The 21,661-nt window shown below is 39.0% G+C and carries 24 protein-coding genes; 12 read left to right on the top strand and 12 right to left on the bottom strand.

All coding sequences use genetic code 11. The features are described from left to right. The first annotated feature begins 72 nt into the window (after positions 1-72). The 6 genes from HH219_RS16755 (at position 73) to HH219_RS16730 (ending at position 5,519) form a co-directional block, all read left to right on the top strand. Positions 73-471 (top strand): DUF3224 domain-containing protein, encoded by a 399-nt coding sequence (locus HH219_RS16755; protein ID WP_169328115.1) that lies wholly within the window; start codon positions 73-75, stop codon positions 469-471. Between the two features lie 17 nt (positions 472-488). Then, on the top strand, positions 489-671 hold the full coding sequence (locus HH219_RS16750) for a hypothetical protein (protein WP_169328114.1): 183 nt from the start codon (positions 489-491) through the stop codon (positions 669-671). Positions 672-719: 48 nt separating this feature from the next. Continuing rightward, a complete protein-coding gene (locus tag HH219_RS16745; protein ID WP_169328113.1) occupies positions 720-1,262 on the top strand; it encodes a PH domain-containing protein in 543 nt (180 codons plus the stop codon). A gap of 50 nt (positions 1,263-1,312) precedes the next feature. Then, positions 1,313-1,855, top strand: coding sequence for a hypothetical protein (locus HH219_RS16740; protein WP_169328112.1), 543 nt, complete (start codon positions 1,313-1,315; stop codon positions 1,853-1,855). 403 nt (positions 1,856-2,258) lie between these two features. Beyond that, a complete protein-coding gene (locus HH219_RS16735) occupies positions 2,259-4,166 on the top strand; it encodes a DUF1800 domain-containing protein (RefSeq protein WP_169328111.1) in 1,908 nt (635 codons plus the stop codon). Positions 4,167-4,175: 9 nt separating this feature from the next. Beyond that, a complete protein-coding gene (locus tag HH219_RS16730; protein ID WP_169328110.1) occupies positions 4,176-5,519 on the top strand; it encodes a DUF1501 domain-containing protein in 1,344 nt (447 codons plus the stop codon). A 105-nt stretch (positions 5,520-5,624) separates the two neighbouring features. On the opposite strand, the gene HH219_RS16725 is transcribed toward HH219_RS16730, so the two are convergent. Genes HH219_RS16725 through HH219_RS16705 form a run of 5 tightly spaced genes read right to left on the bottom strand, consistent with a single transcriptional unit; the run spans position 5,625 to position 9,539 of the window. After that, positions 5,625-5,948 carry a hypothetical protein gene (locus HH219_RS16725; protein WP_169328109.1) on the bottom strand — a complete coding sequence of 108 codons (324 nt, stop codon included), beginning with the start codon at positions 5,946-5,948 and terminating at the stop codon, positions 5,625-5,627. Between the two features lie 19 nt (positions 5,949-5,967). Next, positions 5,968-6,534, bottom strand: coding sequence for a DNA-3-methyladenine glycosylase I (locus tag HH219_RS16720; protein ID WP_169328108.1), 567 nt, complete (start codon positions 6,532-6,534; stop codon positions 5,968-5,970). After that, positions 6,531-7,769, bottom strand: a complete 1,239-nt coding sequence (locus HH219_RS16715; RefSeq protein ID WP_169328107.1) for a hypothetical protein — start codon at positions 7,767-7,769, stop codon at positions 6,531-6,533. Before HH219_RS16715 ends, HH219_RS16720 begins: the two co-directional genes overlap by 4 nt. Continuing rightward, positions 7,756-8,685, bottom strand: coding sequence for a hypothetical protein (locus tag HH219_RS16710; RefSeq protein WP_169328106.1), 930 nt, complete (start codon positions 8,683-8,685; stop codon positions 7,756-7,758). The genes HH219_RS16715 and HH219_RS16710 overlap by 14 nt, the downstream gene beginning before the upstream one ends. Further along, on the bottom strand, positions 8,685-9,539 hold the full coding sequence (locus tag HH219_RS16705; protein ID WP_169328105.1) for a hypothetical protein: 855 nt from the start codon (positions 9,537-9,539) through the stop codon (positions 8,685-8,687). The genes HH219_RS16710 and HH219_RS16705 overlap by 1 nt, the downstream gene beginning before the upstream one ends. 140 nt (positions 9,540-9,679) lie before the next feature. Here HH219_RS16705 and HH219_RS16700 point away from each other — a divergent pair, with 140 nt between their 5' ends. Next, entirely contained in the window at positions 9,680-10,552 is an 873-nt protein-coding gene (locus HH219_RS16700) for a LysR family transcriptional regulator (RefSeq protein WP_169328104.1), read from the top strand. Between the two features lie 75 nt (positions 10,553-10,627). Here HH219_RS16700 and HH219_RS16695 read toward each other — a convergent pair whose 3' ends face one another. Further along, on the bottom strand, positions 10,628-10,972 hold the full coding sequence (locus tag HH219_RS16695; protein WP_169328103.1) for a rhodanese-like domain-containing protein: 345 nt from the start codon (positions 10,970-10,972) through the stop codon (positions 10,628-10,630). Beyond that, complete coding sequence (locus HH219_RS16690; protein ID WP_082355714.1) at positions 10,972-11,160, bottom strand: DUF2892 domain-containing protein; 189 nt, start codon at positions 11,158-11,160, stop codon at positions 10,972-10,974. The genes HH219_RS16695 and HH219_RS16690 overlap by 1 nt, the downstream gene beginning before the upstream one ends. Positions 11,161-11,265: 105 nt before the next feature. Between HH219_RS16690 and HH219_RS16685 the strand changes: the two genes are divergently transcribed. After that, positions 11,266-11,577 (top strand): metalloregulator ArsR/SmtB family transcription factor, encoded by a 312-nt coding sequence (locus HH219_RS16685; RefSeq protein ID WP_169328102.1) that lies wholly within the window; start codon positions 11,266-11,268, stop codon positions 11,575-11,577. Here HH219_RS16685 and HH219_RS16680 read toward each other — a convergent pair. Continuing rightward, positions 11,570-12,247: a nitroreductase family protein gene (locus HH219_RS16680; RefSeq protein ID WP_169328101.1), complete on the bottom strand. Its 678-nt coding sequence runs from the start codon at positions 12,245-12,247 to the stop codon at positions 11,570-11,572. The two genes, HH219_RS16685 and HH219_RS16680, sit on opposite strands and share 8 nt — an antisense overlap. 150 nt (positions 12,248-12,397) lie before the next feature. On the opposite strand from HH219_RS16680, the gene HH219_RS16675 reads away from it, so the two are divergent. After that, complete coding sequence (locus HH219_RS16675) at positions 12,398-13,276, top strand: ABC transporter ATP-binding protein (protein ID WP_169328100.1); 879 nt, start codon at positions 12,398-12,400, stop codon at positions 13,274-13,276. A gap of 11 nt (positions 13,277-13,287) precedes the next feature. Further along, positions 13,288-16,863, top strand: a complete 3,576-nt coding sequence (locus HH219_RS16670; RefSeq protein ID WP_169328099.1) for a M1 family aminopeptidase — start codon at positions 13,288-13,290, stop codon at positions 16,861-16,863. 427 nt (positions 16,864-17,290) lie between these two features. Here HH219_RS16670 and HH219_RS16665 read toward each other — a convergent pair whose 3' ends face one another. Then, positions 17,291-17,665: a DUF5329 domain-containing protein gene (locus HH219_RS16665; protein ID WP_169328098.1), complete on the bottom strand. Its 375-nt coding sequence runs from the start codon at positions 17,663-17,665 to the stop codon at positions 17,291-17,293. Positions 17,666-17,893: 228 nt separating this feature from the next. Here HH219_RS16665 and HH219_RS16660 point away from each other — a divergent pair, with 228 nt between their 5' ends. Both HH219_RS16660 and HH219_RS16655 read left to right on the top strand, forming a co-directional pair. Further along, complete coding sequence (locus HH219_RS16660) at positions 17,894-18,208, top strand: Bor family protein (RefSeq protein ID WP_054206402.1); 315 nt, start codon at positions 17,894-17,896, stop codon at positions 18,206-18,208. Next, positions 18,205-18,534 carry a hypothetical protein gene (locus HH219_RS16655; protein WP_169328097.1) on the top strand — a complete coding sequence of 110 codons (330 nt, stop codon included), beginning with the start codon at positions 18,205-18,207 and terminating at the stop codon, positions 18,532-18,534. Before HH219_RS16660 ends, HH219_RS16655 begins: the two co-directional genes overlap by 4 nt. On the opposite strand, the gene HH219_RS16650 is transcribed toward HH219_RS16655, so the two are convergent. The 3 genes from HH219_RS16650 to HH219_RS16640 are packed head-to-tail and all read right to left on the bottom strand — an operon-like array spanning position 18,535 to position 21,639. Then, a complete protein-coding gene (locus tag HH219_RS16650; protein ID WP_054206404.1) occupies positions 18,535-19,773 on the bottom strand; it encodes an ABC transporter permease in 1,239 nt (412 codons plus the stop codon). Beyond that, positions 19,766-20,473, bottom strand: coding sequence for an ABC transporter ATP-binding protein (locus HH219_RS16645; RefSeq protein WP_169328096.1), 708 nt, complete (start codon positions 20,471-20,473; stop codon positions 19,766-19,768). Before HH219_RS16645 ends, HH219_RS16650 begins: the two co-directional genes overlap by 8 nt. Next, positions 20,473-21,639 (bottom strand): efflux RND transporter periplasmic adaptor subunit, encoded by a 1,167-nt coding sequence (locus HH219_RS16640; protein WP_054206406.1) that lies wholly within the window; start codon positions 21,637-21,639, stop codon positions 20,473-20,475. The genes HH219_RS16645 and HH219_RS16640 overlap by 1 nt, the downstream gene beginning before the upstream one ends. Positions 21,640-21,661 lie beyond the last annotated feature (22 nt).

Here is a 21,661-nt window from a genome sequence, read left to right as displayed (position 1 = left end):
GAATAGGGTATAGATATGGTTACTTTAATCATAATTTCAATAACCAATTAAAATAACAAATAAGGGACTAGTATGGTAACTCATAACGTAACGGGTCAATTTAATGTAAAACTCAATCCAATTGAGGGCTACGCCAAAGGGATTGACGGCGTAAATTTAGGGCGTATGTCGATTGATAAAACATTTACCGGCGATCTTGATGCAACGAGTACAGGTGAAATGCTTAGCGCAATGACCACGACTCAAGGCAGTGCTGGTTATGTGGCAATTGAACAAGTTGTTGGGTCGCTTGTTGGCAAGCAGGGCAGTTTTGTATTGCAACACTTTGGTACGATGGATAAAGGCCAAGATTCATTAATTTTAAATGTAGTCCCCGACTCTGGTAGTAATGAACTAGCAGGTCTTAGCGGTAAAATGGTGATTCGTATTGAAAGTGGCGTACATTTTTATGATTTTGAATTTCAGTTATAAAAGGTGAAAAAGTGGTTGTGCAAAAAATAATTGAATTTAAAAAGACCCGTTTTTTTGGTGGAATAGATACAGAAGCCCTTAATCAGCGAATATACAAACTAAACCTAGATGGTTGGAAAGTGATAAATGTAGGGCCAATTACAAATTTTTTTGGTCAAGTTTCCGGTTATGTATTACTTATTGAAAATGATGAGCCGTAAATGTCGCTCGTATTTTGATAAGTTAAGTATTTAATTATAAGGTGTTTTATGTCTGATTTTACTTTAAAAAGCGCATCGTTCGATCCAAAAATTAAATCTTATTGGTTAGTGTTCGCTTTATGTGTAAGCACATTAGGTATTGTTACTATTCCTTTAATTCCCGTCATTGTCTTAATAGTGTGGCTAGTGAGTAGCAGTATCTTAGCCGCAATGTCAGCGGAACTACTTGAGCGCAAGTTAGTCGTTAAACGCGGGGTATTTTTTAAAGAAGAAAAATCGATTCCGCTTGAAAAAATAACCGACGTTGGATTAAGCCAAGGCCCACTGATGCGATTGTTTGGTTTATATAGGTTAAGTTTTGAAACGGCAGGTCAATCAAGTCATGGTGCATTAGTCTCATTACTGGGAGTGGTTGATGCCAGCGAGTTTCGCGAAGCAATTTTAGCTCAAAAAGATAACCTAGCCGGGGCGCAGCCAACGAAAGCTAAAAGTGATGAGCCACAAAACCAAGTGGAGTTACTGCGTGCACTAACTTACAGCGTGAAGAATATTGAACAGATGCTAGTGACGCTGATGGATGAGAGAAAGTAGCAGAATGCTACACACTTAGTTTGATGCACAGGGTGAGTTAGGGGGTATTTATGCGCAGGCTTATTGCTTTATCTACAGTGCCGTCTATTATTTTTGTAGTGGGATATTTATTTTTTAGCGCAACAAATTCTGAATTGAAAGTAAAAGACTTCCTTGTAGAACATGCTAGTGATTTAGAGCATGCAATTTTGCTCGCAGAACAAGGTAACTTTCAGGCTGTTCAATGGGTAGGTGGCGAAGATGATACAAAGCTGCCAATTAAATTAGTAAGTTTAAGGGGGAGTAAGGAGTATATAAATGTTACAGATTCAAGTGTGGATGAGCTTACGCTTTTTTTACTTAATAAAAATTTAGATGTGCTCTGGATCCAGCAGTTTCATGACATTTGGCTTGTAAGAAAAGCCTTTACCTTTTCATTTCAGGGTAGAAAAGAAGAGGGGTATTTTACTTTTGGTAACCCTTTTGGAGTAGGCTTATGTACATTTGGGAGTGAAAGTGAAGATTACGGGGAGTATGAACATGTAACTAATAACTGGTATATAGCAAAGTGCAAATACCCTGTAAAGTTGACTGAGCGATTAGTAACCTACTAAAAAGTAATTTTTCTAGCATGCGATTAATTTTGTGTAACTTTTTCTGCAGTGAAGCGTCTCTTAACCTCGCAGTGAATTAATGACATACAAATATTGTGACGCAAAGAAAAATAAATTAGGCATCGCTGTTTAAATGTGCGCACAGAATATTTTTTCGTTGGGTTTCGTTGCGCTGAACCCAATCTACGCGCAGTGCCACTTAATCCCCATTTGCAAGCCCCTAACAAGTTAATGATAAAGGGTTGTTTTTGGCTTTTTTATTGTTTTTATCGATCCTTTTTTATGGATTTAATGGGTTCGGTTACAAAAAACAAAGGGTTTAATTGTAAATTTTGTGTTTCAATAAATACATCGAAATTGTTATGCACTAGCGTACCTTTATTAAATAAGATGGCGATTTACCATGTGTTATAAGTTTTTCTTAGTAACAAGTTCTGTTTTATTACTTAGCGCCTGCGGTGGTTCAGGCTCAGATGAGACGCCAATTGTTAATAACAATACTCCCCCCACCTTATCTATTGCCAATATTGCAAGTGATATAACTAAAAACCAAACTATTGAATTAAAAGCAACAGCAAGTGATGAGGATGGCACGATTGTCAGTGTGATTTGGGAGCAAACTGCGGGGTATGGAATACTTGCTGAACCGGTAAATGAAGCCGTCGTAACAATAAAATTACCAGCTGCTGTGAGCTATGCGGCGCAGGAATATGCGTTTAGTGTAACGGCAACCGACAATGACGGTGCAAGCACAGTTAAAACTGTTAACTTTAGCGCCCGTAACAGCATAGATGAATTTGCAGCTGCACGTTTATTGCAGCAAGGCAGCATGGGGGTTAAGTTAAGCGAAATACGTCAAGCGCAAGGTATGAGTGAACAGCAATGGCTAGAGCAGCAAATAGCGTTACCCATTGGTTATCATCGTAGCTATTTAGTAAAAAGCCAAGATGAAAATGAGTTTAGGTATATTGATCGCATAGATGCTTGGTGGAAAGCGGTGTTGCAAAGTGATGATCAGCTTCGCCAGCGTGTCGCATTTGCATTAAGTGAAATCTTAGTCGTGTCGGATGCAAATAGCAGTTTACGCTCGCAACCCGAAGGTATGATCACTTACTATGACTTGTTACTAAAGCATGCCTTTGGTAATTACAGAGAATTACTTGAAGATGTAACCCTCTCACCTATTATGGGCACTTACTTGAGTCATTTGGGTAATGAAAAAGCAAACGATGAGTTTAATATTCGCCCGGATGAAAACTATGCGCGAGAAGTTATGCAGCTATTTACGATTGGCCTTGAAGAACTCAACCAAGATGGTAGCGTAAAGCGTGATACCCAAGGCAATACCATTGCCACCTACGGACAGCCTCAAATTGAAGGGTTTGCCCGTGTATTTACCGGCTGGACATTTGCTGATAGTGAAACGTTTAAACGTAAAAGTCGTAATTACATCAAACCAATGCAGGCTTTTACTGAATACCATTCAAGCAAACAAAAAGTACTGTTAAATAATCAGGTTATCCCCGCAGGTTATAGGCCACAAGAGTCGTTACAAATCGCGCTCGATAATTTATTTAACCACGCCAATGTTGCGCCATTTATTAGTAAGCAGCTTATACAGCGTTTGATCACCTCAAATCCAACAGCGCAATATATTGAGCGAGTCGCGAATGTGTTTAACGACAACGGTCAGGGGGGACGCGGCGACTTAGCAGCGGTCATTAAAGCGATTTATTTAGATGATGAAGCGCGTCATTTTGGTAGTGTCTTACATTATCAGGGTAAGCTAAAAGAGCCTTTGTTAAAAACGGTGCAGTTTTGGCGTAACCTTGATGCTAAATCTGTAGCGGGGTATTACAAAACATGGAATCTATTAAATAGCTATGGGCAAGGCCCAATGCAATCACCATCAGTATTTAATTTTTTTAGACCGGACTATCAACCAGCTCAACTGCGTGATGAACAGCTTGTCGCCCCAGAATTACAAATAGCTGGTGATGCTAATTTGATTGCTACTATGAATGAGCAGTTTGCTGATTTAGTGTGGCGAGTTGCTGAAGGACGTGATGATTTAAATCCAAGCGCGATATATCTCTATATTATTAATGACATTAACTACTTACAAAATGAGGGTCTCGAGGCCTTACTTGATCAGTACAACGTTTTATATTTTGCGGGCTCAATGAGTGTTAATACTCGCCAAGCTTTACGTGATTTAGACGCCTATTTTAAAGATGAGCAGCATCGAGAGCGGATATCATATTTGCTTTATACGATAGCTATTTCACCTGAATTTAATTTGCAGTATTAGGAGAACATAATGAGCATTAATAGAAGGCAATTTTTGTCGTTATGTTTAAAAGGGAGTGTGTCGGCAGCTGCACTAACTAGCTTGCAACTGCAAGCATTAACTGGGGCGGCAAACGCTGTTGAATTGGGGGATTATAAAGCTTTAGTATGTATATTTTTATATGGCGGCAATGATTCACTCAACATGCTGGTGCCATTAGAAGGCGATCAGCGAAGTTTATATGAGCAAAGCCGGCAGAATCTTGCTGTTGCCTCTCCTATTGCGTTAAATACGGCGACTGAGTTTGCTGGTGGTGTTGGAATGCACCCATCACTGACTGCGATTAAAAGTGTATTTGATTCCTCTAATTTAGCCTTTGTGGGTGGGCTTGGAACATTGCTTGCGCCTACTCGCTTAGACGACTATAAAAATAAGACCGTAGCACTGCCTAAGCATTTGTTTTCGCATAATGATCAACAAGCATCATGGATGTATGGCCGTGAAAAACAGTCACTAAATAGTGGTTGGGGTGCACGGTTATTAGAGCGTCTTGAACAACAAGAACAGTTCGCCGCAAATATATCGATTAATGGTACGAACCTTTGGCAAACGGGTAATGAAACAAAGGCATTTTCACTTAATAAAAGTGGTATTAGTAAAATAAATGCATCTGTTGGTTATCAGCCGCGTGTGGATCATGTGACCAATATTATGAATCGAATAATGGGCAATACACAGCACCCACTTAGTGGTGCTTATGCACATAGTTTCAAGTCGGCAATTAACAATACACACGCAATGAATACTGCACTTGAAACCTCACCAGCACTCATTACCTCATTTAGTGATACGAGTTTGTCAGAGCAGTTAGCTGCGGTGGCTAAAACTATCAGTGTTCAAGCTAAGTTAAGCACTCAGCGTCAAGTGTTTTTTGTCTCTATGGGGGGATTTGATACGCATGATGACCAGCTTAATACACACCCTGCATTATTAAGCACTTTAGCCCAAGGGTTAAATGAATTTGATAGTGCAATGAAAGAGCTGGGTATGGCTGATAAAGTAACCGCTTTTACAATGTCTGATTTTGGCCGTACGCTCACCTCTAATGGTGATGGCACAGATCATGGTTGGGCAGGCAATCAAATCGTCATGGGCGGAGCAGTTCAAGGTGGCGATATATATGGTGAGCTATTAACTCAGCATTTAGATGGTCCGCAAGACACGGGGAGTGGTCGTTTAATTCCTAGTGTAGCTAATGAGCAATACTTTGCTACGCTAGCGCAATGGTTTGGTGTGCCAAGCTCTGAACTGGTTGATATATTTCCAAACTTAGCTAATTTTGATCATGCAACGCTCAATTTCTTAAAGGCTTAGTTGCTAATAGTTCGCTACTCACTACTTTTTTCAGTACTTGCAAATACAGTATTGCGCTAATTTACGCGCAATACTAATTTAACCAAAGTGACTCATACGTGTAGTTTATTTTCCTATTGTGACTTTGCCTGATGATTGCAAAGCGGATAGAACATCGAGAGATACCGAGGCTGGATCTATAAGTGACATTAAAGCTGAGAACGACTTTTTTTCAGCCATTATATCATTTGATGCATGGGCAGATGCTTCATCTTCCCAGTAATAAATATCAACCCATTCGTTGTTACTATCTTTATATAATGTTTGCTGTAAAAAGCCCTTACAAAATTTCAAATCTACAGCGAGATCATTGATAGCAGTAACCATCTCACCATCTGAAATTCCAGGCTTACTTTTCCATTTTACAACTTCAAAACATACGTTATTCATTAAATTTTCCTTTAAGCTATTAGCACTGATTAAAACGAAAGCAATCAATCGTGTGATCATTAACTAAACCAACAGATTGCATAAAGGCATATATTGTTGTTGTTCCCAAAAACTTAAAGCCTTTCTTTTTTAGTTCCTTACTTATGTGAGTGGATAACTCAGTTGATGCAGGTATGTCTTCTTCAGATGCCCAATTACCTACAATGGGTTTATTGCCAACAAAGCGCCAAAGATAATTAGAGAGGCTGTTATACTCCTTTTGAATGGTTAGGATACATTTTGCATTGTTAATAATTGCGGAAATTTTAGCGCGGTGACGAACAATTCTTGCATCGACTACTAACGCTTCAATTTTATCGTCGTTAAAAGAGGCGACTTGTTCAATATCAAATTGATTAAACGCAATTAAATAACCACTACGCTTACTAAGGATTGTGTGCCAGCTTAAACCAGATTGACACAATTCAAGTGAGAGTAGTTCAAACAATTTGTTATCACTATAAATAGGTACGCCCCATTCTTCATCATGATAAGCCTCTTCAAGGGCTGTTTTTAAAGACCACTGACATTTATTTATCTTGTTCATACTTTGATCATTACCTCTTTTGTTTCTATAATTCTGTCTTGCATATCATCGTAAAACACGTCGTCAATGTGACTATCAGCATCAGGCAAAGTAAGTCCGGTGGCCATTTGTGGGGCGCCATTAGTAGGATGCGCTAAGTATTTTCGACCTCGTTTTTGATGGCTAACACGCCAGCGAGTTAATGATTCAATGTTTTTATTATAGAGATCGATTAGCTCAACATCTTTGCATTGATTTATGAAAGGATATAAAACACAGCAGTTATCGAGTAGCGTCAATAGCTTCCTTTGTTTGGGGAGTAAATACATTCTGCTATTAAATGTTGCTTTACCTATAGTAGATTCAGAAGGGATCCCAAAAAAAGAGTTAAGCATTGCCAGTGTGCCAACTTGCATTCCACTTGCTCCTTCTAATTTTTGACCGTTGACAATAAGCCCCCAACCAAATGGAATATGAATCACTTCCTTCCAATCTTTAATCAAAATATTTTTTGTTCTGATTCGCTGGCCAAAAGATTTATTGAGTTCATTAATTAAAGCATCTAAATTAAGCAGTACGTTCTTTAATCGGGATGGTTCGTTATTTTCTATTGCTTGAAATGCTTTTGTAATGCATTTTAAAATTCCTCCACCAAAGCGCTCCAACTCAACAAACGATAAAAGAAAATGTGCAAGCTGTTCCTTGTAGGGGCTTTTTAACCAGGGATAAAGTAATTGAAGGTTGTGAGAATTTATATCTTCGGGAAGGTAGCTCTCACCAGGCTTTTTATTCTTTAACGTCCAATTAGAAGCAATTACGCAGTAGTATGTATTTGATAAGGGCATCGATAATTTATGGCTTAAACTCTGCCACGGCTGATATAAACCTGAAGGAAAGGTCATTTTCTCTTTTTTATATTCATCAGCCGAAGGTGGGCAGCGATCCCATCGATATGACTGAATCAGAATCGATAAAATAGTGTAAAACTCACATTCTTGTTCGTATGTAAGTTTATCAATTACACCATCTAGTGAGCTATCATACGTTTCGAACACTTTATCAAATGACGTTCTGACCCCATTACCTCCAACAGAAAAATAGTCTGGTAATGATCGTGTGTATAGCATGTATAGCGATAGCGATGTGGGTAATGTTACGCCAGGTACATAAGAAGGTAAAAAGCCATTACTAAAGTCATTTTTTTGAATAAATGCCAAAAAGCAGGCTAATGATTTTTCTGGGCTAAGCTTTTTCATAGGAATAGAATCCAACGCGATGTACATGTGCAAGTGTATTAAGGTGCACGGACTGATTGTATTTATGTTGTCCTGAGTCATCCCACATAATTTCTTGATCAAAAGACTTGATTGATACTCCTTCTATAGAAGATGTAATTGGGTAGTCTACCTTGCGAAAGCTTGCAATATCGTCACAGTTATTTTGGCAATAAATTTTTTCTACGTCCGTTGCCACTGATATCTTACCTTTAGCTGCGAGCATTCTCCCTAAATCGGATAAATGGTATGAGAATATGCGTTCGTTATAAATTTGCCATAATGGAAAAATATGAGCCAATAATAGCTCAACGTTTTCTGTGTTTTTGCTGAGCTCTGATTCACAATCAAATAAAGCAGGTATTCCTGTGTATGTGGCTACGAGCTCACTATATATGTAACTAGCCCCGACGATAGGGGGGAAGTTAATATCTGGAGACAATCGATTAATTATTTCTTCAAAATTGCTATTGAGGTATTCAACTCGGTCCAAAAATGTAGAAGAATTGCCATTAAAAAGCGAAGTGATTAGATTATAAAAAACCTCGCTTAGACCATTCGTAATATCATACGTATGAAAGGAAATGTCTTTATCAGGAAATAATTTACTTAGTCTTTTTTTTGCCTGAAGTAAATATGTTTCAGATATATCTAGTAATATAATCCGGTTATATTTTTCTATTTCAGAAAAGCAAGGAGTTCCCTTTTCAATTATTGGGGCTAATGGGCCGCAACCAATGTACACAAAACTATTTTTGCACGGTTGAGACGCTAGGCTTTTCGATAGCTGTTTTTGTAATGGGGCATAAAGGCTTATTTTCCAAGCGTCTTCGCATAAGTTTGTATCAGAAATATGTACATTTTGCATGTAGCTTAATTGAGCATTTTGGTAATTCATTATTCTATAGCCTGAACATTAAAAGGGAATGCAAGGTGTGAGTGTGTAACTATTCCACTTGGAAAACCTTCTCGAGGATTATCAGGAATACCACCGTATACATTTCCATCAGAATGGTAATCAAATTCAACAACGAGCAGTTGTTCGTTACGGCTTGGGCAAAAATTTAAAGATCGCTTGAATGTTGCTTTGCCTTTATTATTTGCAACAACGACATTAGGTAAACCACCTAACGGTATTGCAGCTAAACCATCTGCTACGCCATTACCGCTATTATCTTGGCTAAATACACCCCAGGCTGTATATACTCCGTTGGGTATTAGACCATTTAGCTGAAATGAGATGCGAGCTTGATTATTTGCATTACATTTGTATTTCGCATTTCCTTTTGCTGAAAGCCATAGTTCAAGCGTGATAGGTGAGTGATAAGCAGCTTTACTTATTTCATCAATATCAGCTATAAAAATTGACTCCAAAGGCTTTCGCCCATACTCACTTCCTATGCTATAAAACACTTCTCTAAGAGGTAAATTAATATGTTCGTAGTTAACATCATTAATTGAAATACTTAAGGTAGATAAGTAGTTGTTATCAACGCCAGTTGCTACTAATGTTTTCCATGATGTCGTATAGGTTAGGGGAGCAGGTTCATGAGTATTAGGGGTGTGTTCAAATAAAAAATTAAAGCCAGCAGTATCAAAAGGTTGCCCCAAATTCCATAATGGCTCACTTAAATACCGATTAAATCCAGTAACGGCTTGTCCTTTAACAAAACCTTGGTGGTGGGTTTGGGCAGCGTTAGTATAAAGCGGCGTAATATACAGACATAACGCCAGTAAGCCCTTGTTTTTCATTATTAATCCTTTTTATAGAAGTGAGTATTTTATTTATAGGCCAGTGCTGTCCTATAAATACCTCTTAAAACCCTATCCCATTTACCATTTGAATATAATGCATTAAAATATATATAGATAATTTCCAAAATGGAAAGAATATGAAAGTGTTTGATTCTGCAATGATTTTTAAGGCGATCGTGGAGCGAGGTTCTATGGTCGGTGCTGCTGAGTTTCTTTGTATAACTCCTCCTGTTGTCAGCAAAAAGCTTTCTTACTTAGAAAGTGAGTTAGGCTTGCAATTATTAAAACGCACGACTCGACATGTTGAGTTAACAGAAGTCGGGGAGGTATTCTATGAGCGAATATCTGGCATAAGTAAAGATTGGAATGCATCTATTGAGGAGGTTGTCAGTTTAAATAGTAATCCAAAAGGAACACTACAAATAAGCTCACCTCAGCCACTATGTAGCCGTTTGCTAGTGCCTATTTTGCATGAATTTCAAGCCTTATATCCCGATATTAAACTCGAACTATTACATACAAACTACGAGCAATTACCTCATCAAAGTGCTGATATTACAATTTGTAGAAAATTAGATGAATTCAACTCGATGAGCTACATCGGTATCCCACTTTTTACTTATCATAATTCACTTTTTGCTTCCAAGACTTACTTAGATAAGCATCCAAAAATAACGCAAGTAGCTGATTTGAAAAAGCATCAATGTATAACTTATGGTGTGGGAAAACCTGCATACCAATGGCAGTTTGAAGATAGGTCTTTTGTAGATATAAACCCTTATATTACCGCAGATAATACAGAGATTATTATCTCTTCTGCCGTTAATGGTCTTGGCATTGCTTATATTCCACAAGAAATATTACAACAAGAATTAGCTTACTCAAGGCTAGCCAATGTTTTACCTGAAGTAAAAAGTAAGCCGTTTGAAACTTATCTTTATTATCAGAGTATGAAGTTTACACCAAAAAAAATTCGCTTATTCATTGATTTTCTCAAGAACTATTTTTAGCTTTAAAAGATGACGTGAAAAAATCAACGGTCATAGAGTTGGGTTTCGTTGTACTCAACCCAACTTAAATAACAATTAAAACACTTGGCAAATTTGCTCTGCGTTACAGGTGATCACAGTAACATTTTTGTAGCCAACTCGTGTTAGCGCTTCTGCACTTAGGGTTGCGCGCGCGCCGCTGGCACAGTGTAAATAAATTGGCCGTGCTGGGTCTTTTTCAATTTCCATTAATTTCATTTCAAGTAAACCACGGGGGATATTAATTGCACCGATGGCTGCTTTTGTCGCATGTTCAGCAGGTTCACGTACGTCAATTAATAAGCCGTGATTATCTGCCAGTTCTAGCTTGGCTTGCTCTGCATCAATACGGCGTTGATTTGGAGTGATTATTTTCATTAGATCTGGAATTGAAGTAAGCATTAGTCTGTAAATCCTCGTTTGCGAAAAAAATTTATAAGTGGGCACCACTTAGTAAACGCTGTTTGGATCAGGTTTACGCCTATCAATAGTGTTAACAACATAAACCGACTATCTACAAAGTAGCTCAAAAGCACAGAAATTGTCACCATTGATCCTGCAAGTAGTAAGATCCCATCACTTATTTTCATTATGACCTCTGTATTTAATATTAGTATTTCCTAATGTTAAATTATATTAGAACTTACTAATGTAAAAGTCTATACTTAAAACATATTTTATTAGCGGTTATTAAAATGAATATTGAGCAGCTAGCAAGCAATGCTGAACAAGCCGAGCAGTTTTTAAAATTAATGGCGAACAAGAATCGTCTAATGGTTTTATGCAGCTTGTTACAAGGTGAGTTAAGTGTAGGGCAGTTAAATGAACGTGTACCATTGGCACAATCTGCATTGTCTCAGCATTTAGCGAGTTTAAGAAAAGCAAATTTAGTAGCAACACGTCGTGATGGCCATACTATTTATTATTATTTGATCGACCCTAAAGTTGAGTCGATCATTGGGTTGTTGTATCAATGGTTTTGCGTAACCGATAATAACCCTAAATAAACGTGGCTATTTCATTGAGTGATTTTTTCACAAGTGCGTGGTTCGGCACGGTGGCATCTTCACTTGGGTAACCAGCAATAAGCAGCATATAGGGGCGTTCGTTGTCTTTATCTCGGCCACAAATATCGGTTAAAAAGCTCATTGGCTTAGGGGTATGAGTTAGCGTTGCAAGGCCTGCCCTGTGTAGTGCTTGAATTAAAAAGCCGGTTGCCAGTCCTACAGATTCATGTACATAGTAGTTCGTGTTTTTATCATCAGTACTTAAGCCGCCTTTCTTTTGGCTAAATACCGCAATAAGCCAAGGCGCATGCTCTAAATAAGGTTTACTTGCGTCAGTACCCAGTGGTTTTAGTGCATCTAGCCATTCCTCGCCAGCACGGCCTTCATAGAATGAACGTTCTAGTTTTTCAGCTGCTTCACGAATTTGTTTTTTTATATCACTTGAGTGAATAGCAACAAAATGCCAAGGCTGGTGGTTTGCACCACTTGGCGCCGTGCCTGCTGCCTTGATACAGGTTTCGATAATTTCTTTAGGCACAGGGCGATCGCTAAAGCTACGAATACTATGACGGCGCTGGCTGGTGGCTAAAAATTCGGTAGCGCGCTCTAGCATTTGATCATGTGGGTATTCGGTAAAGTCGGTTAGGGGGATGCTTGCATGATCTTTCATAATGATCCTTTATTGTTGTTTATTTGCAAAATGTTTCAAGAGTGTTTCAATGTTTACACTTGTTTGCAAATGAAACTTTAATGTTAATTGTCCCTAATTCTATTCAGTGTTATAAACATTGCAATAATTAAAAAAGTAAAGGACATATAAATGCTTAAAATATCGGAACTATCTAAAACCTATGACAATGGTGTACATGCCTTGCAAGGTGTTAATTTAACAATACCTAAAGGGATGTTTGGTTTACTGGGTCCAAATGGGGCTGGTAAATCTTCACTTATGCGTACAATTGCAACATTACAATCAGCAGACAGCGGCAGCATAGAGTTTGATGGGGTTGATGTTTTAGCACAGCCTAAAAACTTGCGTGAGCGTTTAGGTTATTTACCACAAGACTTTGGTGTTTATCAGCGTGTTAGTGCTTATGACTTACTTGATCATATGGCTATTTTAAAAGGCTTAAACAACAAAGCTGAACGTAAAGAGGCCGTTGAAGGGTTGTTAGCGCAAACTAATTTATATGACCACAGAAAAAATGCGGTGAGTGGTTTTTCTGGGGGGATGCGTCAGCGTTTTGGTATTGCACAAGCTTTATTAGGCGATCCTGATTTATTGATTGTTGATGAACCAACGGCAGGACTTGATCCTGAAGAGCGCAATCGTTTTCATAATTTATTGGTTGGTTTAGGTGAAAGTAAAGTAGTGATCTTATCAACGCACATAGTTGAAGATGTATCTGAGCTTTGCCCGAATATGGCTGTGTTAGCAAGTGGACAAATTTTACTAGAAGGTAATCCAATTGAGCTGACTAATACGCTACAGGGCAAAATATGGCACAAGGCGATGAGCCAAGCTGAAGCTGTCGAACTCGAACAGTCATTACCTGTGATCGCGAAACGTTTGTTTGCAGGAAAAACATTACTTAGTGTATTTGCTGACGACGCCCCGCAAGGTTTTGAGTCAAAACCAGCTGATTTAGAAGACGTCTATTTTTCAACATTGCACAAACATCGCAATAAAGCGGCATAAGGATACTGATTATGTTGTTTAACATGATGCGATTTGAGCTGCGCTATTTTATGCGTCAGCCCTCATTCTATATTACGTCACTTATTTTGTTTTTCCTTACTTTTATGGCGTCGGTGTCTGACTCGGTGCAAATAGGTGGAAGCAGCAATGTAAATATAAATTCTCCTTACGCAATTTTGCAAGTTATTGCGATTATGTCGGTGTTTGCTATTTTTTTAGTGGTCAACTTTGTCGGTAGCTCCGCTATTCGTGATGACGTGAGTAAACTCAATGAACTAGTTTTGAGTAAGCCATTAAATATCGCTCAGTATAGAGCGGGTCGATTTATCGGGGCTTATTTGGTCACGCTATTAGTGTTTTCAACTACTATGTTGGGTGTGTGGGTTGGCAGCGGTTTTGGTAGCTTAATGGGCTGGTTAGATAGTGAAATGGTTGGTGAAAATAAACTAAGCTATTATTTAGTGCCTTTCTTTTATATTGCTGTTCCTTCTTTATTTGTTATCTCTTCATTAATCAATGCTGTAGCAATGCGCTTTCGCAGCATGGTGACGCTCTATCTAGTCGCCGTTGCCTTACTTATTAGTTATTTGGTTGGATCGAATATCTTCTCTGATATTCAATATCGCGAAATCTCAGCTTATTTAGATATGTTTGGTATGTCTGCAATGAGAATGCAAATGGAATATTGGACAATAGCACAGCGCAATGTGATGGAAATTACATTAACTGATCAGCTATTACACAATAGGTTAATTTGGGTCGGTATTGCCTTGGTGGCATTAGTAACTGCAGCGCTCAATACATCCCATCACTTAGTGCAAAAGCAAAAAGTGAAAGGCAAAGCTAATAAAGATAATAATACCAATTCTGCAGCCGCTCTTAGTTTTAATATAAAGGCAAAGGCGACGGGAAGTAATGCATGGTCACAGTTTTCAACGCGAACTGTTTTTGAAGTCAAACAAGTTATAAAAAGCTATTCGTTTGGTATTTTACTTATTTTATCTTTAGCGACATTAATTCCTGCGTTAGTAGGTTCAATGGGTGCATACGGAACGGATGTTTGGCCTGTCACCTTTAGAATGGTTGAGCTTATTCAAGGTAGCTTTGGCATATTGATGATGATTGTACTCGTTTATTATTGTGGTGAACTTGTATGGCATGATCGTGAATCACGAATGGCCGAAATTGTTGACGCTTACCCCGTTGCGAATTGGGTGTTCTGGGGCTCTAAATATGTAGCGTTGAGTGCAGTTTTATTATTGTTATGCGCATTTGGTTCTGTGGTGACATTGTTTTATCAAATGATCATGGGCATGGCGAACTTTGATATTGCACAGTATGTAATAAGGCTCGGTTATTTATTTGTACTTGTGCTTGTTTTCCAAGGTGGCTTTGCTTTTTTATTACAGGTAATTAGCCCTAATAAATACGTAGGTATGGGTTTGTATGTGCTTTACTTCATCGCTACTTTGGTGATGAGTAACTATGGTTTTGAGCATAACATGTTTGCTATTGGTAGCACGCCAGATGCGCCTTATTCAGATATCAATGGTTATGGCCATTTTTTAACTGCTGTACATTGGTACAATTTGTACTGGTTAGGTTTTAGTATGATCATTGCCGCACTTAGCTATGCACTTTGGCCGCGTGGGGCTGGGCAAGATTTAAAAGCGCGGGTTAAGTTATTAGGCTATCAGCTTGGCAACTCGGGTAAAGTGGTTATGGTATGTGGAACACTTATTTTTGTTGGTACGGGTAGCTATATTTACTACAACACAACGGTGCTTAACCCATTTATAACCAGTGATCAGTATGAAGACTTGCAAGAGCAATATGAGCGTGAGTTTGGTCAATTTGTTGATGCAGCCGTGCCTATTCCAACTGATGTTGTTGTTACTGCAAATATCTATCCTCAAGAGCGCCGTATTACAGCAACCGTGGTAATGCAGGTAGAGAATAAATCGCAACAACCTATTACGCGATTATTGGTAAATAAGCCTGATCATACTCATAACTGGAGTGTTGAAGTTGAGGGCGGGCAACTAGGCGAGTTGAACGAACTTTACCGTCATGCTTGGTTGGATTTTGCACAGCCAATGCAACCAAACGAAAGCCGTGAAATTGTGATGAGCGTAGAGCGTTATACTAAAGGGTTTGTAGATAGAGGCAGTGATGAACGACTTGTGTATAACGGTACATTCATTGATAACACGGCTTTGTTCCCAAGTTTTGGTTATTCCTTTGGTAAGCAAATACAAGATAAAAATGAGCGTCGTCAAAGAGGTTTACCAGAATTAAAGCGTGGCAATAAAATTGAAGAAACGCAGTATCATAATCAGCCTTTGTTTGCGGATAATTATGTAAGTTTTGCAGCAACAATTACCACCGATGAGTCGCAAGTTGCGATGGTGCCAGGTTACTTGCAATCACAAAGTACTAAAGACGGTCGCACAACTTTTGTATATGAAATGGATGCACCTATGTTGCATTTCTATAATTTGCTATCGATGGAGCTTGAGGTCAAAAAAGAGCTACATAATGGTGTAAATATAGAGGTGTACCATCATAAAGATCATGCTTGGAATGTAGATACGATGATTCAATCTACCAAAGATTCTTTAGATTATTTTTCCAAAGAGTTTGGCCCCTATCAGCATAAGCAAATGCGTATTATTGAGTTTCCTCGCTATCGTAGTTTTGCACAGAGTTTTGCTAATACAGTGCCGTATTCTGAAAATATGGGGTTTATTACCGATACGCGTGATCCAGATAATATTAATTTTCCTTACTATGTAACATCGCATGAATTGGCGCACCAGTGGTGGGCACATCAGGTGATAGGCGCGAACGTTGAGGGTTCTAATATTTTATCTGAAATGCTATCGCAATATGCAGCGATCATGGTGATGAAAGAAAAGTATGGTGAAAACAACCTACGTAAATTCTTAAAGTACGAACTTGATCGCTACTTATTTGGGCGCACGACAGAACCTTATGAGGAACGTACACTTGCACGCGCCGCAGGGCAGCAATATATCCACTATAATAAAGGTGCCGTGGTAATGATGGCCATACATGATTTGTTAGGTGAGCAGCGCGTAAATGCCGCTTTGCGAGCATTTTTACAAGATTACCAATATGCGCAAGAACGTTACCCAACCACGTTAGACTTTATTGCCTATCTAAAGCGAGGAACGAGTGAGCAAGAGCAAGCATTTATTGAAGATCAGTTTAATTCCATTACGTTATATGATTTAAAAATCAGTGATGTTGATGTACAAGAGGCTGAATCAGCTGGTGAGGAGCACACCATTACATTGACCATTTCTGCAGCGAAGAAACATGCCGATGGTGAAGGTAATGAAGTGGATGTCCCGCTTATACAAATGATAGATGTTGCTTTATTTAGCGCAGATCCTAATGAGATACATGACACAGATACTGTTATCTATATGCAAAAACATGAGATTAAAACGGGTGAAAACACCCTTATATTAAAAGTAACTGAGTTGCCTAAATATGCCGGAGTAGACCCATTTATCAAATTAATAGATAAGAAAAGCGGAGATAATATCAAAGCACTATAAATATAAAAGGCCTCTTACGAGGCCTTTCTCTTAGGTGTGGGAGTTTATACCAAACTACCTCAATATACAGGCTTCAGCGTTTCACAGGGTCTTAATATCAAGGCGCTACTTTACAATAATGGTAGTCCCTTTTTAAAAGTAATCTCTTTTAAAAAGTAATCCCGCAGAGAGTAAGTGCCTGTGAATCGCCCAACGACGTTCATATCTTGAGGTGGTTTGGGTGTTTAAATCGAGCATGAGTAATCTCTAGTTTACATTATGGGAATGTTAAGTTTTTTTGATTATTATTAAATCATTGTGTTAGCTAAATATTAGGCTATATTAATTTTATAGTGTGACTTTAAAGTAGTGCTATTAGCAGTAGTCAAGCTTGTCAAATATACAGAATACCTGTTCACCTCTCCTAAGAGTGAAATCGAAGCCGCATTTACTGCGGCTTTTCTGTTTCTCTAAATTGCGTCAATTCAACAGTCAACCAGTCGTTCGCTGTGAGTTTCGTGCCATCAGTAAGGATAACGGTGTAGACCTTACCGCTCCATGAGCTTTTACTGGCTAAGTTTTCGATAAAATCATCTGCTGTTTTTGCGTACCGCTGTGCTTTTTTGTATTTCATGGCTAGGTGGTCTGCGGCTTCTTGGCTGGTGTGTTTATCACCATTTCGGATAAAAACAGCATTACTTTTTGCGATGAAGCTAATTAAGTGCCCAACTTCTTGTTCAGGGGTTGCTGCAAAACTTAAATGGCTAAACATTATTAAAATAAAGGCAAAAGGCGCGAGTGTATTATGGATTAATTGTTTCATCGTTCATCTCGTTCATGTATTGAAGTGGTTTGGGTATAACAATTTAAATAACGCATGATTATGTAAGTATGGTGCGTTAGGTTCATGATATTGGCAAAAGTTCAGTCCAATAATGAGCAGCCCTAAAGCTTACAGGAGTCTACATTTTTACAACAGTTTCTTACTTATTTTACAGTAAAGGCGAATGTATAATGATGACTTTCCAAACCAACACACAAGGACAAGGCCATGAAGGCTTTTCTAACTACATTATTATTGCTGATACTCTCTGGGTGCTCAGCAGTTACGATTCAGCCACAAAAGATGGCAAAAGTAAGTACCTCGCCAACATATCAAGATAGCCGCCCATTTTTTATGTGGGGACTGGTTGGTGATCAACGTGTTGATGTAAAAAAAGTATGTGGTGAGCAAGCTGTTGTACAAATGCAGTCGCAGCAAACTTTTACAGATGGGGCACTGGGGTTAGTTACCTTGGGCATCTATTCACCTCATACAATTAAAGTGTGGTGTGATGAACAGAAAAACAAAGGAGCGGGGATATGAAAAATACAGCACAATTAATGCTGGGTGTGGCATTTATAGCACTGACGGGTTGTACTAACATCCATTTTGATAACGGTCAGTATGATGACTTGGCTACCAATCATAAAAGTGAGCAATGGCATCATAACTTTGCAGCTGCACTTTATGAAGGATCAGATACTGTTGATTTATCTGATGTTTGCCCTGATTCGCAATGGCAAAGTGTACATACCTATAAATCATTTTCCAATGGCGTGGCTGAGCTCGTTGTGAATGAAGTAGGCCCTGCTTGGTACCCTAAAACAGTAGAAGTAAGCTGTGCTAAGGTACCTTATAAAGTGCAATGATCATTCGTAGCGTAATGCATCTATTGGGTTTAGCCTTGCAGCTTTTATCGCGGGGGCTAATCCAAACACGATCCCAATTAACGAAGTAAAACCGAACGACAGCATAACGGCCCAAGCCGGTATATACGCATCCGGCATACTGGGCATTGATAATGAGATCAATGTTGCAGCCCCATAACCAATAGCAAGACCAATTAAACCACCAAATAATGACAATACTACAGCTTCAACTAAAAACTGGAGCATAATAAACCCTGGGGTTGCGCCAAGTGCTTTGAGTGTACCAATAACACGCGTGCGCTCTGTTACTGATACTAGCATAATATTCATAACACCAATGCCGCCAACAATGAGACTAATCCCGACTATCCCAGCTGTTATAGCGGTGGCACTGCCTGTAAATTTATCAACATTCGCGCGGGCTTTTTCAGCGGTTTCAAATTCAAAGTCATTTTCATCATCATCTTTAAGTTTGTGTAATTGACGTAAAATTCGAGTGATTTTGGCCAGTACCAACTCTTCATCGCTGCCTTCTTTAAGCCTAAACATTATTTGTACATTACTACTGCTGTTCGCGCCTTCTAGTGCGCTCATTGTACTGATAGGAATATTTATATAATCATCTTGATCAAAGCCTAGCAAGCTGCCTTGTTTTTCGGCTACACCGATAATTCTAAACCATTCACCACCGAGCTTAATATACTCGCCAACAGGGTTCTCTGGTAAATTAAGTTTTTCGATGATGGAGGGGCCAATAAAAGCGACGCGACGGCGTTTTTCATCGTCTTCCGCACGAATGAAACGACCAAGTTCAGGGAACGTTCTATAGGCTTTTTGATAATCTTGCTCTGTTCCCATAACACGTGATGAGTGGCTTTTATTACCATATTCAGCACCACCAGAAAAGCGCCAAGTAAACATTAAAGCGGTAAATGTTTCAGCTTCTTTGACTCGGGCTTTTAAGGTTAAAAAGTCTGTGTAAGTTAGCTTGGCGTTTTTGCCAACCATTTCTTGTTCAATACTGGTAAATGGCTTAATAGAAGTTACATCTGGTGCCATGTCGGCTAATTGATCGTTAATCTGTTTGGTAAAACCCTGCATAACAGCAACCACAGTTATAACTGCGGCCACCCCAATGATGATCCCTAAGCAGGTTAAGGCACTGCGCATTGCGTTGGCCTTAATGGCCATTAATGCAGCTTTAGTGCCTTCTATGATAGCAATGGCGGATTTAAACATTTTGTTTTTCTCCCGTACCTTTGCGTACATCGCTGACAACTTTACCATCGACTAAGCGAATGACACGTTGGCAGTGATCAGCAATCTCTTGTTCGTGAGTTACCAATATAATGGTATGACCTTCGTTATGTAGCTCATCGAATAAAGCCATAATCTCGGTGGTGGTTTTACTATCTAGGTTGCCAGTTGGTTCATCGCCAAGCAAAATATGTGGCTTAGTCACTAAAGCACGGGCAATGGCAACACGTTGGCGCTGGCCACCCGAAAGCTGGTTTGATAGGTGATTTACTTTATCGCCAAGGCCTACTCGTTGTAATGCTTCGAGTGCTTTTTCTTTACGTTGCTTTGCAGGAATAAACCGATAAACCAAAGGTTGCATAACATTTTCGAGTGCGGACGCACGAGGCAACAGATTGAAGCTTTGAAAAATAAAGCCCACACTTTCATTGCGCTGATGAGCAAGTTCGGTTTCAGTCATGCTTTTTACGAGCTTATCTTTTAAAAAGTAGTCACCGCTGGTTGGTGTATCTAAACAGCCAAGTAAGTTCATTAGCGTTGATTTGCCAGAACCCGAAGGGCCAATAATAGCAACGTATTCGTTTTCTTCAATTACAACGTTTACATCATCAAGGGCCTTAAATATTTGATCACCCATTTTGTATTGCTTGTTAATGTGCTCAAGCTTAATGACCGCAGACATTATTTAGCATCCTTGGCGATAGATTGTTTAATTTTTACTGTATCGTTTTCTTTTAACTTACTAACAGGGCGAGCAGGGCCAATCACTATACGCTGACCTTTATCCAGACCACTAGTGACCGCTTGTTCAATATCAGATGAAATACCAACTTTTACGTACGTTTTAGTAACGGTATTGTCATCATTTAAGCGCCACACAAAATATTTGTCATCTTCTTTTTGTATTGCTTCAATAGGCAGTTTTAAGCCATCAACCGCGATACTTGTCGCAATTTCAGCGCGACAGCTCATACCTGCATATAATTGTCGATCAGTGTTATCCAGCAATACTTTTACTCTGAATGAGAGCCCTTGCGAACCAACTTGGTTTTTAGCCGAAGTACCAATGTTAATGACTTTGCCAGTAAAAGGTTGATTTGGGTAAGCGGCTGCGTATATATCAGTATGTTGGTCGAGTTTAATGCCAGCAATATCGGTTTCATCAACTCTTAACTCAGCTAAAATAGCACTAGGATCAGCAACAAGCATAAGATCTGAGCCAATAATATTGGTTGTACCAGCAATCACAGTTTCGCCTTCTTTAATATTTACTGAGGCTAACAAACCGCTCATTGGGGCACGAAATACACTTTTACTGAGTCTATCTTCAGCAATAGATAGTGAAGCTTTAGCTTGATTATAGGCCTCACCTCGCGCTTCAATGTCTATTTTTGCAAGATCTCTTGCGTTTTTCAGATTTTCATACACTTCTTGACCAGCGAGGCCTACATCATAAAGCTCTTTTTGACGCTTTAATTGGCGTTCAATATTTAGTAGGCGAGTTTTACTGTGTTTAATCTCTATTTCGCTGGCACGTAAAACAGCTTTGTTACGTGTTACTTCTGATTCAAATGCGGTGGTATCAAGGCGCATTAGAATATCGCCTTGTTGTACACTCTGTCCTTCCTCAACAAATACTTTGTCTACACGGCCTGTTACCTCAGAGCGCAGCTGTACTTGCGTGTTAAAAACCAAGTTACCAGAGGCCATAATAGAATCTGCAATACTGCCTTGTTCCACGGTTGCAATGTTAACCTCGGCTAGATCTTCATTGCCGGTGATTTGCTTAGATACAATAAGAGCAATAAAAGCGCTGATCGCAAGGGTAACTATAATTGCTTTTTTCATTTTACTTCCTGTTAATACGCAA

The organism is Pseudoalteromonas sp. NEC-BIFX-2020_015, assembly GCF_012952265.1.
GTDB lineage: Bacteria > Pseudomonadota > Gammaproteobacteria > Enterobacterales > Alteromonadaceae > Pseudoalteromonas > Pseudoalteromonas neustonica.
Note: the sequence above shows the minus strand (reverse complement) of the source record. Positions and strands in the feature narration are given on the sequence as shown.